We start from the raw sequence: 16,078 nt of genomic DNA, 5'->3' as shown, positions 1-16,078 counted from the left end.
ATCAAACACATATATTTGCTTTTTATTGTTCATAATTTTGTTACATAGGGATTCATAGTGTAACTCTCCTACACTTAGAACAAGAACCAAACTGATTATTATTCTATTTCATATACTGAATATACCAGAATCACGGTACACCACCTTTTTCTTTTATTGTATAATAAAGGAAGTTAATACTATTCATTTAGTTGAAAGGGGTATTCTATGAAGAATCAAGCTGTGTGGTTTCCAGACTCCGAAAATATGACACAAACAAGACTTTATAATTGGATGCAAAAATTAGGGTACAATGATTATGATTCTTTTTATACGAAATCGATTGAAGATGTATCATGGTTTTGGGACCAAGCTGTAAAAGAACTTGATCTCGAGTGGTACAAACATTACGATGAAACATTGCAAACCTCTACCGATTGGAAATATCCTCGTTGGTTCGTGAATGGAAAAATTAATGTTGTAGAAAATGCATTAGGAAAATGGGCTAAGAGTCCACAAACGTCTAATAAGAGAGCACTTATTTGGGAAAGTGATGATGGGAAAGGCAAAACTTACACCTTCGCCCAGCTAAATCGTGAAGTTCATGCGGCAGCGGCAGGATTTCTCAAACTTGGGATGAACAAAGGTGATATTGCCACCATTTATATGCCAATGATTCCTGAAACCGTTATCAGTATGCTAGCATTAGCGAAAATCGGCTGCATTTTCTCACCAGTCTTTTCTGGTTATGGTGCTAACGCGATAGCAACAAGAATTCAAGCTGCAAAGGCTAAATATTTAATCACCGCCAATGGATACTATCGTCGCGGAAAAAAAATTAATATGAAAGAAGAGGCTGATCAAGCAGTAAAAGATTGCCCTTCCATCAAGCACGTTATTGTCATCAACCGCACCTCTGAACAAACTCCATGGAATGTAAATCGCGATATTCATTGGGATTCAATTACCTCCAATAATAAAGTAGTAGAAACTCTTCAAACGAATAGTCAAGACCCGCTTATGTTACTATATACTTCAGGAACTACCGGAAAACCTAAAGGTGCCGTTCATACCCATAGTGGATTTCCAATTAAAGCTGCATTTGATGCTGGAATTGGCATGGATGTTACACAAGAGGATACTTTCTTCTGGTATAGTGACATGGGCTGGATGATGGGTCCATTTCTTGTTTTCGGCGGACTAATTAACGGGGCTAGCATTGTACTATTTGAAGGTGTTCCCGACTATCCTTCTAGCGATCGAATTTGGGAAATTTGTAGTAAACATGACGTAACACATCTCGGTATTTCACCTACTTTCATTCGATCCATCATGAACCAAGACACTGCAAACATAGAACAACATGATCTTTCTAAATTAAAAGCGATCGGCTCAACAGGCGAACCATGGAATCCTGATCCATGGATGTGGTTATTCAAGAATGTTGGGAAAGAAAAAATACCCATTATCAACTATTCGGGTGGAACTGAAATTTCAGGTGGAATTCTTGGAAATACATTATTAAAACCAATTTCGCCTATCACATTTAACACTCCATTATTAGGAATGCATGTTGATGTTTTCAATAGCGAAGGTCATACAGTTGTCAATGAAGTTGGAGAGCTTGTTATATTGAAACCTTGGGTTGGGATGACAAATGGCTTTTGGAAAGAAAATGATCGGTATGAAACATCTTATTGGCATGTTTGGGAAAATACATGGGTTCATGGCGACTGGGTTATTAAAGACACTGATGGCTTTTGGACCATCACTGGTCGCTCTGATGATATATTAAATATCGCAGGAAAACGTGTAGGCCCTGCTGAAATAGAATCAGTTATTGTGAACCACCCGCAAGTAATGGAATGCGCTAGCATCGGTATCCCTCATCCTGTGAAGGGTGAGTGTGCTGTATGTTTTGTTGTATTAAATAACGGCACACCCAATGATGATTTGCAACAAGAGCTTTTTGAATCTGTGGCTCATTCACTTGGAAAAGCTCTAAAACCAGAAGAAATTCATTTCGTACCGCAATTACCAAAAACCAGAAATGGGAAAGTAATGCGAAGAGTGATTAGAGCTGCATATTTAAATCAACCTGAAGGTGACTTATCTTCACTAGAAAATGTAGATGCTTTAGAAACTATAAAACAACTTAAAGTTCATTAAAACAAGACTGGGTGATAACGTCATCAATTGACGATCTTAATCACCCAGTTTTTTATAAATATTTAAGTATTATTGATTCATTAGCATGAGGTGTATGATTATAATAGTAGAATATATAAATAATGAATTAACAATAGAAAGGATGAATATCATGCAAGCATTCACAAGTCGCACTGATGTACCAAGTCATGAAAAATGGGATTTAACACATATATTTAAAAATGTAACGGATTGGGAAAAAGGCTATCAAGAAGTAGAACAATTAATTGAGGAATTAAAACAATTTAACGGACAAATCAATGATGGTGCTTCCCTTCTTGCTTTTCTAAAAAGACAAGAAGAACTATCTCATGTATTTACTCTTGTTTATGCATACGCTAAGCTAGGTAACGATTTAGATACACGTAACAGTGATACACAAGTTCTTTTAAAGAAAGCGGAAAGCTTAAGTTATAAACTGAGAGAAGCTACTTCTTTCTTCTTACCTTTTTTACTTAGTATTGATGAAGAAGTATTAAAATCCTACATTGAAAAAAATGAGGGCTTGCACTATTTCGAGAAAGATTTATTCGAGACATTTCGGTATAAGCAGTATGTATTAAGTAAAGAAAAAGAAGAATTACTTTCTCAAATGGGTGAAGCCTATAGTGTACCAAGTAATGTCTACAAAATGATTAATAATGCCGACATTAAATTTGGAGATGTCACAAATGATGAAGGGGAGAAAGTTGAACTAACTCGGGGAATGTACAATAAGTTGCTCAAAAATCCAAATAGAGAAAAGCGTAAAGAAGCCTACAAAGCGTATTATAAACCATACTTACAAATGAAAAATTCAATCGCAACAACGCTTGCTGCTAATATAAAAAATAATGTTAACATGACAAAAATACGCAATTATCCTTCAGCACTTGAAAAATCACTGTTTGGTGATATGGTACCTAAAGAAGTGTATGATAATCTGATTGCAACTACGAAACAAAACATTGCAGCTCTACATACTTATGGTGAACTACGAAAAGAAAAACTAGTATTAGATGATTTACGTCAATATGACTTAAATATGGAACTTGTCGATGAGGTCGAACAAACCATCCCTTACGAGGAAGCATATACGATTATGCTACAAGCATTAAAGCCTCTTGGTGAAGACTATGTTCAAACGCTAGCATCTTTCAAAAATGCGAATTATATTGATGTCAGAGAAACACCTGGTAAAATGTCTGGAGCTTATAACATGGGCGTTTATGATGTACACCCTTATGTTTTATTAAATCATCAAGATAATGTAGATAGCTTATTTACGTTAGTACATGAAATGGGTCATGCTATGCATAGCTATTATTCAAGCAAATATCAACCTCGCATTTCAGCAGGTTATTCAATATTTGTTGCTGAAGTTGCTTCAACTGTAAACGAAGTATTATTAATACATCACCTACTTCAAGAAGCAAAAGATCCTGCTGTAAAAAAATATTATATTAATCACTTTATTGACATGTTCCGTGGCACATTCTTTACACAAGTAATGTTCGCTGAATTCGAGAAAATCACACATGAACTTGCTGAAAAAGGTGAGCCTTTAAATGTTGAAGTATTCAATAGTATTTATGAAAATTTGTTTAGAGAATACAATGGTAGCAGCATGACTTTTGATGATGAAGTAAAATATGGTTGGTCTAGAATACCTCATTTCTATAGACCGTTCTATGTATACAAGTATGCAACTGGTTTCGCAACAGCAATACATCTTGCTGATCAATTGGTTAAAGGCAATAAAGAGGCGCAAAAGAAATACATCACCTTTTTACAAAGTGGTAGTTCTGACTATCCACTTGAATTATTGAAGAATGCAGGTGTAGATTTAAATAGCCCTGAACCTATTGAAAGAGCGCTACAATATTTCACTAACTTAGTCAATGAGTTCCGAGCACTATAATGCATTTGGAAATTCCATGGTAAGGGCTTTCTTGATATAATATAATTATATCTCCTTAGGGTATTTTGTAGACCTTAAGGAAGAATTGGAGGGCTCTTCACTGAAGTTTAATCTGACAATAAGCATATTTTTGGGATATATCCTTAGCTTTTTTATCATCAGTTTATTAACAGGTCATTTTGATTGGGATTTCCTAAAAGCTGTTCTCATTGGTGGTTTGCTAGGATGTTTATTGATGTTCCTATTATTTAGAAAGAAAGTCACAAAAGGGGCATAGGTCGTTTCTGTTACTATTAGAAAGGGGCATATGTTTTCAAATTTGAAAACATATGCCCCTTTATTTATTTCTGCTTTAAAGAAATATCATTCAGTTGTAGCCGCCAAGTCGTTTCCAACTCTTCAATAGCACCCTCTTTAAACGAAACCTTTTGTTGAAAAAGTGGACCATCATAAACAAATGTATGGTATTCCCCTTTTTCACCCATAGGGCAAACAGAAAGATTTTGCAGATCATGATAGAAACTCATGTTTAAATCACGACCAAGCCAATCTTCGCTAAAATAGTTTTGCATTATACGAATAACTTTTGCACGATATCCAGAAGCAATGAATTGCTGCAATGCAGCAGGTGTATCGCTCTCTTTCATCCATAATGGATAAAGAGCTTCCATCCCAATAGCTTCAGCTACTCTTTCTCCCCATTCACGATGTTCATCGAGATATAAATCACCATATGCAATGGCCGTTATTTGATAAGCATTCTTTACTTCTTTTACTTTAGCAATAAAATCATCTGTATATGTAGAAAATGTACAAGAAATCCATTCTACAGGAATTCCTAACGCTTTCCCTTGCGCTTCGATTGCTTCTCTCTTCTCACCATGACCAAATGTAGCATTCAATTCTTTTGGAATTGTCGTTAATAAACATGCAACTTCAATTCCTTGTTCATGCAATTTGTGAAGTGTAAAGCATGCATCTTTACCTCCACTCCATGATAGTGCTACTTTCATCTTTATAGTCCCCCAACAAAGCTTATTTTTTCCACCAAGTGTCATAAACAGTTATTGGACCAAATCGTTTATGCTCTGTTTTCAAATACCAATTTTCAATTTTTGTAGCTGCTTCTTCACTTACCTCTTTTCCTTCGATGTAATCATCAATATCGTCATACGTTACTCCTAGAGCCACTTCGTCAGGAATTTGTGGTTTATCTTCTTCTAAATCAGCAGTTGGTTTCTTCAAGTACAAATGCTCTGGGCATCCCAAATACTTCAAAATCGACCTTCCTTGACGCTTGTTAAGACGATAAAGTGGAGCTATGTCACAAGCACCATCTCCATGCTTCGTAAAGAAGCCTGTAATCGCTTCAGCTGCATGATCTGTACCTAATACTACACCTTGATATATTCCGGCTAAATCGTATTGCACCTTCATACGCTCACGAGCTTTGACATTCCCTTTTAAGAAATCACTTAAATCTTTTCCTGTTGCTTCTTTAACTGATTGTACACTTGCATCCACTGCAGGTTTAATATTTACTGCAAGTGACTGGCTTGGCTTAATCCAATTAAGCGCATCTTGACAATCTTGTTCATCTACTTGGACACCATATGGTAAACGGACCGCGATAAACTGATAGTCATTGCTTCCATTCTCTTCATTTAGTTCATTGATAGCTGTTTGTGCCATATAGCCACAAAGAGTAGAATCTTGACCTCCTGAAATACCTAAAACAAGGCTTTTAAAGAATGGATATTTCTTTAAATAATCTTTCATGAAAACAACACTTTTTCTAAATTCCTCTTTTGGATCAATTTCTGGTTTAGCCTTTAATACTTCAATAATTTCTTCTTGTAAAGGTCTCACGATAAACCCTTCTTTCTATGTAATTACAGTTGATTTTAACACAATTCTCAATTACTCTTGATGTTTTTTGGAAAATACGTTTACTTTCATTTCTATTTACATTACCCAATAAACGTAACTTTTTTTCATTATATGAAACAACTCGACGAAATACTAGTTAGACCTTTTATAAAATCAAATCAAAAAAATACATCAAAAGGCTTTTTCTAATAAAACCTTTTGATGTATAAAAGATGATATTAAACGGGATATACACCATGTTTTCTAGTAGTAAATGTTAATTGCTTGCTGCTATAAGCGTCGAAACGATTAATTAATTCACTACGTAGATCATTCGGATGAATCACCGCATCAATGATCATTTCTGATGCCAAACGATAAATATCAATATCTTCACGATACTCATCTCGTTTACTTTGAATAAAACTTTGACGCTCTTCGACTGGGAGAGCCTGGATTTTATTGGCGTAAACTGCATTTACTGCCGCTTCTGGACCCATAACTGCAATTGAAGCAGAAGGCAATGCTATACAGCAATCTGGCTCAAAAGCAGGTCCAGCCATAGCGTACAAACCTGCACCATATGCTTTACGAACAATTACTGAAATCTTTGGAACAGTGGCTTCACTCATCGCTGAAATCATTTTCGCTCCATGTCTGATAATTCCTGCTTGTTCCACTTTTGTTCCAATCATAAAGCCAGGTATATCAGCTAAGAACAATAGCGGTATATGAAAGGCGTCACACAAAGTAATGAATTTTGCTGCTTTATCAGCACTATCATGAAACAGCACGCCACCTTTTACTTTTGGTTGGTTCGCAATGATTCCTACTGTCTTCCCATCTAATCGACCAAGCCCTGTTATTAGCTCTGCCGCAAATAATTTTTTAATTTCTAAAAAACTACCTTCATCGATGATTCCATCAATGAATTCATACATATTAAATGGTGCATTTTGATTGGATGGAATCAAGCTTTCTAACGATTTCTCTAAACCAACTGGTTTGCTTCCCACCACGATTGGCTTTTCAGTATAATTTTGCGGGAAATATTCAATATATTGACGAGCAAATCCCAGAGCTTCTTCTTCGCTCTTAACTAGCACATCACCACAACCTGAAATCGAGCAATGCATCTTAGCACCACCCATTTGCTCCTCCGATACTTTCTCACCGATAACCATTTCAGCCATTCTCGGTGATCCTAAATACATCGAAGCATTACCGTCCACCATAACAACAATATCACAGAAAGCAGGTATGTATGCTCCACCAGCAGCAGAAGGGCCAAATAATAAACATATTTGTGGAACTCGCCCTGAAAGTTTCACTTGATTATAAAAAATTCTTCCGGCTCCTCTACGACCTGGAAACATTTCAACTTGATCCGTAATTCTAGCTCCAGCAGAATCTACTAAATAAAAAATAGGAATATTCAATTTTAAAGCCGTTTCTTGAATACGAATGATTTTCTCAACCGTTCTAGCTCCCCAAGAGCCAGCTTTCACAGTTGAGTCATTTGCCATAACACAAACTTTACGTCCTTGTATCGTCCCGATAGCAGTTACGACACCATCCGCTGGTAATCCTTCTTCATTACAATTAGCAAATAAACTATCTTCTAATACTACATCTTCATCAAATAATAAAGCTAAACGTTCTCTAACATGCAGTTTTCCTTTTTCTTTATTTTTCTCATGGTATTTCGGCATTCCACCTTGTTTGATTCGATCTACCATTTGAACATATGTATTTTCTTGACTCATTTGATGACATCTCCTTCTCATAGTAATAAATAGGTTTATTGCATTTTGCGTGTAATCTAGCTATAACACCTAGAAGACTTCACCCTTCACCTCTACAAATAAAGTGACTTAGAAAGGTTTATTATTCACCCTTATAGACGGGCTTTCTTTTCTCAGAAAATGCTTGTAATCCTTCAAGACGATCATTCGTCGGAATTGTTGCGCTATAACACCATTCTTCCACTTTCAATCCTGTTTGTAAGTCTGTTTCCATCCCATGATGAATCGCTTTCTTCGCTTGCTTTAGGGCAATTGGTCCATTTTGAACAATTCGATTTGCTAATAAAAAGGCTTCTTGGAGTAATAGTGAGGATTCGACAGCACGTGAGATCAAGCCGATTTTCTCAGCTTCGACACTATCGATTCTGGCTGCGGTATAAATCAATTCTTTTGCTTTAGCCACCCCGATTAATCGTGGTAAACGTTGCGTTCCACCTGCCCCCGGGATAATAGCTAATGAAGTTTCTGTTAAACCAAATCTGGCTGAAGTTGAAGAAATCCGAAGATCACAAGCTAATGCCAGTTCAAGACCTCCGCCAAATGCAACACCATTCATAGCAGCAATTACTGGCTGAGGAAGTGCTTCTAATTTTGAAAACGTATCTCTAATTTGAGATACTGCTTTCTCAACTTCATGATTCGCTAATCCTTTACGTTCTTTCAAATCAGCTCCGGCACAGAAGGCTTTCTCGCCACTTCCTGTAATAATGACGCATCGAACAGTTGAATCATTCGAAATTGTATCAAGTATTTCATTGAATTGTACTAGCAATTCCTGATTTAATGCATTTGCAGCATTTGAACGATTTAATGTTATCGTTACAATTCCTTCATCATTTTGTTCATAAACTATAATTTGAGACAACCAAAACACTCCTTTGTTTTTTTGGTTGAAAGGGCAGTTACATTCATACTGCCCTTCATTAAGTGGAAAGAGAATATTTATCCTCTACTTCACAGTATTGTAGATTCCCATTTGATGACTTCTAAGCGGTTTACGGATTTTACTTTGAATAAATACCGCCGCTGTTTGCAACAAGTCTTCATTAATTCCGGTATGATAGCCCATTTTTTCAAGCATGTGGACCAAATCGTCAGTCGCTACATTCCCTGATGCGCCAGGAGCGTATGGGCAACCACCTAAACCACCTAACGCAGAATCAAATGTTGTAAAGCCCATGTCAATAGCTCGAAGAATATTGGCTAATGCCATCCCTCTCGTATCATGGAAATGAAGAGCAATTCTACTTTTATCAAAATATTTGGTTATTTCATTTAGAACCAACTCTACTTTAGCCGGATCTGCAACACCAATTGTATCTCCCAATGAAATTTCGGTTACACCAAATTGAAATAGTTGTTCACATATTCTTCGAACTGTATCAATAGATACTTCCCCATTATAAGGGCAACCAAATACTGTTGATACATAGGCACGAACAGTTTTTCCTGCTTTAATAGAAGAAACAGCTACGTCTTTTAATACTGGAAATGTATCGTCAATAGACTTATTAATATTCTTTAAATTATGTGATTCGCTTGCTGACATAAATAAACTAATTTCATCTATATCAGCTTCTAATGCCGATTCTAATCCTCGTAAATTGGGTACAAGCGCCGCATAAGTTACACCTTCTTTTTTCTTTATACCTTTTGCTACTTCTAGCGCATCACTTAATTGCGGTATCCACTTTTGAGGAACAAATGATGTGATTTCGATATAATTTAAACCTGTATTAGATAAAAGATCAATCCATTGAATTTTTTGCCCTGTTGAAATGATTTCTTTTTCATTTTGTAAGCCATCTCTCGGGCCAACTTCTTTTATCACTATGTTCTTTTTATTCATATCACTCACCTCACAACTCGACCTACTTCGGCCTATTCCACTGTTACTAATACATCACCTTCATTAACAAAATCATTTTCATTTACTTTAACACTAGAAACTATGCCATCTGACTCAGCAGCAATTGGAATTTCCATTTTCATAGATTCAAGTATTACTACATCCTGACCTTCTGTTACTGTATCCCCTTGTTTCACAAGAATCTTCCAAACGCTTCCTGCCATACTCGCTCTTAATTCACTCATTTGTAATCCCCCTTCAGACTTTTAAATCATTTAAGTAATGGTTTTCAACAAACGCTGTTGTTGTATTTCCGTTTCGAAATTGTTCATGCGAAACAATACGTTGAATCATTGGCAAATTGGTTTTGATACCTTCAACCTTGTATTGATCAATTGCTTGAAGCAACTGTTCAATACATTGACTGCGCGATTCTGCTTTCACAATTAATTTAGCAAACATACCATCATAAAATGGCGTAATACTAGAACCTTCTTGTACACCAACATCATTTCTAACATTCTCGCCTTGTGGTAATTGAAACGCAACGATTTTTCCAGGTGAAGGGAAAAATGTATTCGGATCTTCCGCATATACTCGTACTTCAATTGCATGCCCTTTTAAAGCAATATCATCTTGAGAAAATGATAACTTTTCACCTGAAGCAATACGAATTTGTTGTTCAACGAGATCAATTCCTGTTATTTCTTCGGTGATGGGATGTTCTACTTGCAATCTCGTATTCATTTCAAGAAAATAATAGTTTTGCTGTTCATCAACGATAAATTCAATAGTTCCAGCATTTTCATACCCTATTGCTGATGCTGCCTGAACAGCTGCTCTTCCCATCTCTACTCTCTTTGCTTCAGAAAGGAATGGAGAGGGTGCTTCCTCAATCACCTTTTGATTTCGTCTTTGAATTGAGCATTCTCGCTCCCATAAATATACTGTACGTCCGTGATGATCAGCTAAAACCTGAATTTCAATATGACGAGGATTTTCAATTAATTTCTCTAAATACATTTCATCATTGTTAAAGAATGTTGCCGCTCTTTTTTGATGACCTTCAAACGTCTTTCGCAATTCATCCTCATTACGAACGGCACCCATACCAATACCGCCACCACCTGCTGATGCCTTTAACATAATTGGATATCCAATTTTTTCAGCATGAAATACAGCATCTTCAACATCTTTCAAGGGAAATGATATCCCCGGTACAACGGGTAAACCAGCAGCTACCATTGTTCTTCGCGATTCAATTTTCTTACCCATTTTTTCAATTACATCAACAGAAGGACCAATGAATGCTATTCCATCTTCACGACAACGTTTAGCAAAAAGCGTATTTTCACTCAAAAATCCATAGCCTGGGTGAATAGCTTCACATCCTGATTCCTTTGCTATTTCTAAAATTTTTTCGATATTGTTATAACTATCCTGAGGTCTTGGACTACCTAACAAATATGATTCATCAGCTGCACCTACAAACGGAGCTTCACGATCTGCTTCAGAATATACAGCTACTGATTGAATACCTAATCTCTTACAAGTTCGGATAATGCGGGAAGCAATTTCGCCTCGATTTGATATAAGAATTTTTGAAAACAAGCTCATCTCTCCTTTTATCTCAAACTTAATAATTCCTTTGATTGTTCTTGCAATTTGAATTTTTGAATTTTCCCAGAAGCTGTCATCGGATACTGATCAGTAAAAGCAATATAACGTGGAATTTTATGATGTGAGATTTTTCCTTTACAATACTCTCTAATTTCTTCTTCTGTTGTAGTTTCTCCTTCTTTAAGAATGATCCACCCCATTACTGCTTCTCCATATTTTGCATCTGGAACTCCTACAATTTGAACATCTAGGATTTTAGGATGGCTATATAAGAATTCTTCTATTTCACGCGGATAAATATTTTCCCCGCCACGAATAATCATGTCTTTTAATCTACCAGTAATCTTGACATAACCACTATCATCCATTACTGCTAAATCACCAGTATGAAGCCATCCTTCTGAATCAATTACTTCTTTCGTTGCAGCATCATTTTTATAGTAACCTTTCATTACATGGTATCCTCTAGTACATAATTCCCCTTGAATACCATAAGGAACTTCTTGATTGGTCACGGGATCAACAATTTTCACTTCCACATTTGCTAATGCGCGCCCAACAGAAGACACTCGAAGTTCAATTGGATCATCTGTACGCGTCTGTGTTATTACAGGAGAGCTTTCTGTTTGACCATATGCAATCGTAATTTCTGTTGCACCCATCTTTTCTACAACAGCCTTCATAACTTCAATTGGACAATTCGATCCAGCCATTATACCTGTTCGTAAAGAAGATAAATCATATTGGTCGAAATCATCCATATTTAATTCTGTAATAAACATCGTCGGTACTCCGTGTAGCGCCGTACACTTCTCATTTTGAACGGTTTCTAGAACTTTTCTAGCGTCAAACTCTTGTACTGGAACCATCGTTGCACCAACAGTTACACACGCCATCGTACCAAGTACACATCCGAAGCAATGAAAAAATGGTACAGGAATACACATAATATCTTCATTAGTTAACTTCATACTAGCCGCAATATTTCTAGCATTATTTACTAAATTATTGTGTGTGAGCATGACGCCTTTTGGAAAACCCGTTGTTCCGGATGTATATTGCATATTAATCACATCATCAGGTTGAAGCGCTTTCATTCTTTCTTTTAATCCCTCATCAGAAATCAAAGTACTTTTCTCTAAAAGATCATTCCATGAATACGTACCTGGATAAATTCGATCCCCCAGTACAATAATGTTTTTTAAGTAAGGTAGTTTTTCAGAGTGTAAAGAACCTGGTTGAGATGTTTTAAGCTCTGGCACGATACTATACAATGTCTCCATATAAGAATGAGTCTTAAACGAATCTATCATAATTAATGTTGTACTATCAGATTGTCGTAATAAGTATTCTAATTCTTGAGATTGATAGTTTGTATTGACTGTTACTAATATCCCACCCATTTTACCTGTTGAAAATTGTGAAATTAACCACTCCGGAGTATTTGACGCCCAAATTGCTACATTATCTCCTTTATTAATTCCTAAGGCCATAAATCCTTTTGCAGCCCGTTCACAAACTTCATTAAACTGTTTATACGTATATCGTAAATTTCGATCGTGATACACCACCGCTTCTCTCTCAGGTTGTTTTTCTGCCAATTCCTGAAGTAACTGTCCTACTGTAATGTTCATAATAGTAGACATTATTGTTCCTCCCTACGTTTTTTAAAACGTTTGACATTGTTCTTAACCAATTCTTTATGTGAGCAAGAAACATGATGAGTGATTGAAACTTAGCAACCTATTTGTCTTGCAATAACCAATCTTTGAATCTCGGAAGTTCCTTCACCAATCTCAAGTAATTTACTATCTCGTAAGAAGCGCTCTACTTCATACTCTCTCATATAACCATATCCACCATGAATCTGAATCGCTTGGTTACAAGTACGGAATGCCATCTCGGAAGCATATAGTTTTGCAAAAGCTGCTTCTTTCGCAAATGGTTTACCTTGATCTTTCAGCCACGCTGCTTTAAACACTATATTACGAGCCAATTCGATTTCCATTGCCATGTCAGCTAATTTAAATTGAATTGCTTGGAACGAAGAAATTGGTTTACCAAATTGTTTTCGCTCTTTTGCATATTGGAGTGCTTTTTCATAAGCACCTTGAGCAAGGCCAACAGCTAGAGCCGCTATGGAAATACGCCCTCCATCTAATGTATATAGAAATTGTTTAAATCCTTTCCTACTATCTCCTAAAATATTTTCCTTCGGTACACGAACATTTTCGAGTACTATTTGTGAAGTATTAGAAGCGCGCACACCCATTTTTTCATACGGACTTGTAATAGTCATTCCAGGTGTTCCTGCAGGTACGATTAAAGCAGAAATAATATTCTTTCCACGCTCATCCTTCCCAGTAACAGCCGTCACTGTAATTGTTTCAGCGTAACTTGCATTTGTAATCCAACATTTCTCACCGTTAATGACATAATCTTCACCAACAAGCTCTGCTTTTGTTTGTGTACCACCAGCATCAGAACCTGCATTTGGTTCAGTCAAACCGAATGAAGCTAACCCTTCCCCTTTTGCAAGAGGTACTAAATACTGTTGCTTTTGCTCTTCTGTTCCAAAGTAATAGATAGGACTTGATCCAAGTGAAACAGCTGCTGCATAACTTAAACCTGTTCCACCACATACTTTTCCTATCTCTTCAACAGCTATAGCATAAGAAATAGTACCAGCGCCAGAACCACCATATTTCTCAGGAAATGGAATTCCTAATAACCCAAGTTCACCAATGCGTTTGAAAAGACGCTCAGAAAATTTTGCCTCACGATCTAATTCTATTGCTATTGGTTTTATTTCTTTCTCAGCAAAATCACTTACCATTTCTTTAATCATTTTTTGTTCTTTAGTTAATGAAAAATCCATTTAAGCTCCTCCTTTAATTGCAGACCGACTAATCGGTCTGTGTTGAGCAAACATAATTTCTCATGTTGAATGTTGTGATTGTAAACAGTGATAGGATCTGTACGCAGAATTACGTTTAGCTTCTTCAGTCCAAATAGCATGAAAAATAATATCACAAAAATAACATGTTATTTCTTCTATTGTTTTTTCACCATTTGCTTTGTACCACTTATATGTCCAATTAATCATCCCAATAATAGACATACCTGTGATAGAAACAGATAATTCTTTTCGAAACTCTCCGTAAACAATACCTTCTTGAATTACTTCTAAAATAATGTCTCGGTAACGATCACGCTTTATATTAATGCTTTCAAGATGCTGTGGTTGTAGGTACTTACTTTCTTGATAAAATACCGTAATGTGTGGCTTGTAGAGGTCAAATACTTTAACAAATGATTGGATAATATTATGTAGTTTGTCTGTAGGGTTAGAATAAGTGTTGATTGTTTCATTTGCTTTCAATAATACATAAGAAATAAAATAATCATGAATTACATATAGAAGTTCGTCTTTCGACTTAAAATGATGATAAAATCCACCTTTAGAGGTACCGCTCTGTTCAACAATGTCGTTAACTGAGACACCATGATAACCATGCTCATCGAATAATTTTAACGAAGTTTCAATTATTTTTTCTTTTAGTTCCGATGCTTTTCACCACTTTTCATTTTTTTACATATAAGTTAAAAATTACAACTTATATGTAAATACTAACAAATAAATCACATTTGTCAAACAATTATAAATGAAAGGCTATCATAAATTCTTCTGAAGTGGAAAGAGTATTATGGCATTAATAATGCATGTGTAGGTTTAAGTAATATCACATCCATGAACCTTAAAAAAATCGGCATTATACAGCCGATTGACAAAAAGAACTATTTACTTAAGTTCGCAGTAGCCGATGGAAGGATCATTATAGATAACAATTCAACATCAAATGCTGTCATCGCAAGATTCCCTTTTTTAAAGATATTTATACTCTATACTATGACAACAGCCTATTATGGTGAATTTTCTACTGCTTTTTCAATACATTTTTGAAGCTTGTTTTTTGTAAATGCCACTTTCCAGATTGATTAATCCAAACAGATGTAATTTCACCAAGAACATCTTCCTTAAAGGCACCACTTACACGTTGTACCCCCATCAATCCAAATCCTTTTACCGTATAAGTCGACTTTAAGCTAATATATGGACTTATTATTAATTCCATTGGTTCATTCAATTTTCCATTATGATATAAGCCTAGTTTCTCATATACTTCTTTCCGACTTGCAACATCCATACGATACGTTTTGTTTTGCACCACTAATTCAGCTTGATATTCGTCTCGAAAATTACTAGTAACATCCACTGGAAGCGGTACTTGTAAATTCACTTTTTGCTGATTTTTGAAAGAATAAATATAATTATTCACTTTAGACTTTTCATTTGCTGAACGCAATGTAATCATAATATCTTTCACGCCATCATGATTAAAGTCAGTGAAAAACATTTTCGGTTGCAAGCCATCATTTAAAGGGATCTTCATACATTTTCCTGTTGCACCGTTTGTTAGCTGTAAAGATACATCCTTTAATACATTTTCTTTCTTTATTTTTCCTTTTATAAGTAGTGTTTCTTTAATTTTATCACCTGTAACATCTTGTTGTTGCTCTTCTTCATACCATACTGAAGCTTGACCTTGTTGACTAGGAACGTACATCAATAAAACAACTGTACATATTAAACCCATCATAAAAAATTTCATTGCATATCCCACCTTCACATCATTTCCAATAATTTTCCCGTTTTTACAATTATTATGAAATAGGTTTATATGTAGAAATTGGAAAAGCCGCACTCTCAAATAATTTTATTAAATGTCAAGAAAGTAATTATGAAAACCGATACTTAAACGATTTAGTATAATGTCACACATTATA

The 16,078-nt window shown here is 35.7% G+C and carries 13 protein-coding genes; 2 read left to right on the top strand and 11 right to left on the bottom strand.

Annotated features, from left to right (window positions below):
- Nucleotides 1-207 precede the first annotated feature (207 nt).
- Complete coding sequence (locus V7014_RS13430; RefSeq protein ID WP_335507935.1) at nucleotides 208-2,148, top strand: AMP-binding protein; 1,941 nt, start codon at nucleotides 208-210, stop codon at nucleotides 2,146-2,148.
- 151 nt (nucleotides 2,149-2,299) lie between these two features.
- Nucleotides 2,300-4,087 carry an oligoendopeptidase F gene (pepF, locus tag V7014_RS13425; protein ID WP_335507933.1) on the top strand — a complete coding sequence of 596 codons (1,788 nt, stop codon included), beginning with the start codon at nucleotides 2,300-2,302 and terminating at the stop codon, nucleotides 4,085-4,087.
- Nucleotides 4,088-4,428: 341 nt separating this feature from the next.
- Here pepF and V7014_RS13420 read toward each other — a convergent pair whose 3' ends face one another.
- From V7014_RS13420 to V7014_RS13370, 11 genes are all read right to left on the bottom strand, one after another.
- Nucleotides 4,429-5,100: a diphthine--ammonia ligase gene (locus V7014_RS13420; protein WP_335507931.1), complete on the bottom strand. Its 672-nt coding sequence runs from the start codon at nucleotides 5,098-5,100 to the stop codon at nucleotides 4,429-4,431.
- Nucleotides 5,101-5,122: 22 nt separating this feature from the next.
- Nucleotides 5,123-5,956 carry an ammonia-dependent NAD(+) synthetase gene (nadE, locus tag V7014_RS13415; protein ID WP_335507929.1) on the bottom strand — a complete coding sequence of 278 codons (834 nt, stop codon included), beginning with the start codon at nucleotides 5,954-5,956 and terminating at the stop codon, nucleotides 5,123-5,125.
- A 239-nt stretch (nucleotides 5,957-6,195) separates the two neighbouring features.
- On the bottom strand, nucleotides 6,196-7,722 hold the full coding sequence (locus V7014_RS13410) for an acyl-CoA carboxylase subunit beta (RefSeq protein WP_335507927.1): 1,527 nt from the start codon (nucleotides 7,720-7,722) through the stop codon (nucleotides 6,196-6,198).
- 121 nt (nucleotides 7,723-7,843) lie between these two features.
- On the bottom strand, nucleotides 7,844-8,626 hold the full coding sequence (locus tag V7014_RS13405; RefSeq protein ID WP_335507925.1) for an enoyl-CoA hydratase: 783 nt from the start codon (nucleotides 8,624-8,626) through the stop codon (nucleotides 7,844-7,846).
- A gap of 84 nt (nucleotides 8,627-8,710) precedes the next feature.
- Entirely contained in the window at nucleotides 8,711-9,610 is a 900-nt protein-coding gene (locus V7014_RS13400; RefSeq protein WP_335507923.1) for a hydroxymethylglutaryl-CoA lyase, read from the bottom strand.
- A 32-nt stretch (nucleotides 9,611-9,642) separates the two neighbouring features.
- Nucleotides 9,643-9,855 (bottom strand): acetyl-CoA carboxylase biotin carboxyl carrier protein subunit, encoded by a 213-nt coding sequence (locus V7014_RS13395; protein WP_335507921.1) that lies wholly within the window; start codon nucleotides 9,853-9,855, stop codon nucleotides 9,643-9,645.
- Between the two features lie 13 nt (nucleotides 9,856-9,868).
- Entirely contained in the window at nucleotides 9,869-11,221 is a 1,353-nt protein-coding gene (locus V7014_RS13390) for an acetyl-CoA carboxylase biotin carboxylase subunit (RefSeq protein WP_335507919.1), read from the bottom strand.
- Between the two features lie 14 nt (nucleotides 11,222-11,235).
- Complete coding sequence (locus V7014_RS13385; protein ID WP_335507917.1) at nucleotides 11,236-12,876, bottom strand: AMP-binding protein; 1,641 nt, start codon at nucleotides 12,874-12,876, stop codon at nucleotides 11,236-11,238.
- 89 nt (nucleotides 12,877-12,965) lie between these two features.
- Complete coding sequence (locus tag V7014_RS13380; protein ID WP_335507915.1) at nucleotides 12,966-14,108, bottom strand: acyl-CoA dehydrogenase family protein; 1,143 nt, start codon at nucleotides 14,106-14,108, stop codon at nucleotides 12,966-12,968.
- 60 nt (nucleotides 14,109-14,168) lie between these two features.
- Nucleotides 14,169-14,780, bottom strand: a complete 612-nt coding sequence (locus V7014_RS13375; protein ID WP_335507937.1) for a TetR/AcrR family transcriptional regulator — start codon at nucleotides 14,778-14,780, stop codon at nucleotides 14,169-14,171.
- Between the two features lie 388 nt (nucleotides 14,781-15,168).
- Nucleotides 15,169-15,903, bottom strand: coding sequence for a hypothetical protein (locus V7014_RS13370; RefSeq protein ID WP_335507914.1), 735 nt, complete (start codon nucleotides 15,901-15,903; stop codon nucleotides 15,169-15,171).
- Between the last annotated feature and the right edge of the window lie 175 nt (nucleotides 15,904-16,078).

The sequence above is a fragment of the Bacillus sp. JJ722 genome (genome assembly GCF_036963345.1).
Taxonomy (GTDB): Bacteria; Bacillota; Bacilli; order Bacillales; family DSM-1321; genus Bacillus_AD.
This window is presented reverse-complemented; position numbering and strand designations above follow the sequence as displayed.

Excerpts from the sequence above, each read along its gene's own strand:
- V7014_RS13430 (WP_335507935.1), top strand. The coding sequence starts at position 208 with ATGAAGAATCAAGCTGTGTGGTTTCCAGACTCCGAAAATATGACACAA.
- pepF (WP_335507933.1), top strand. The coding sequence starts at position 2,300 with ATGCAAGCATTCACAAGTCGCACTGATGTACCAAGTCATGAAAAATGG.
- V7014_RS13420 (WP_335507931.1), bottom strand. The coding sequence starts at position 5,100 with ATGAAAGTAGCACTATCATGGAGTGGAGGTAAAGATGCATGCTTTACA.
- V7014_RS13410 (WP_335507927.1), bottom strand. The coding sequence starts at position 7,722 with ATGAGTCAAGAAAATACATATGTTCAAATGGTAGATCGAATCAAACAA.
- V7014_RS13400 (WP_335507923.1), bottom strand. The coding sequence starts at position 9,610 with ATGAATAAAAAGAACATAGTGATAAAAGAAGTTGGCCCGAGAGATGGC.
- V7014_RS13395 (WP_335507921.1), bottom strand. The coding sequence starts at position 9,855 with ATGAGTGAATTAAGAGCGAGTATGGCAGGAAGCGTTTGGAAGATTCTT.
- V7014_RS13385 (WP_335507917.1), bottom strand. The coding sequence starts at position 12,876 with ATGTCTACTATTATGAACATTACAGTAGGACAGTTACTTCAGGAATTG.
- V7014_RS13380 (WP_335507915.1), bottom strand. The coding sequence starts at position 14,108 with ATGGATTTTTCATTAACTAAAGAACAAAAAATGATTAAAGAAATGGTA.
- V7014_RS13370 (WP_335507914.1), bottom strand. The coding sequence starts at position 15,903 with ATGAAATTTTTTATGATGGGTTTAATATGTACAGTTGTTTTATTGATG.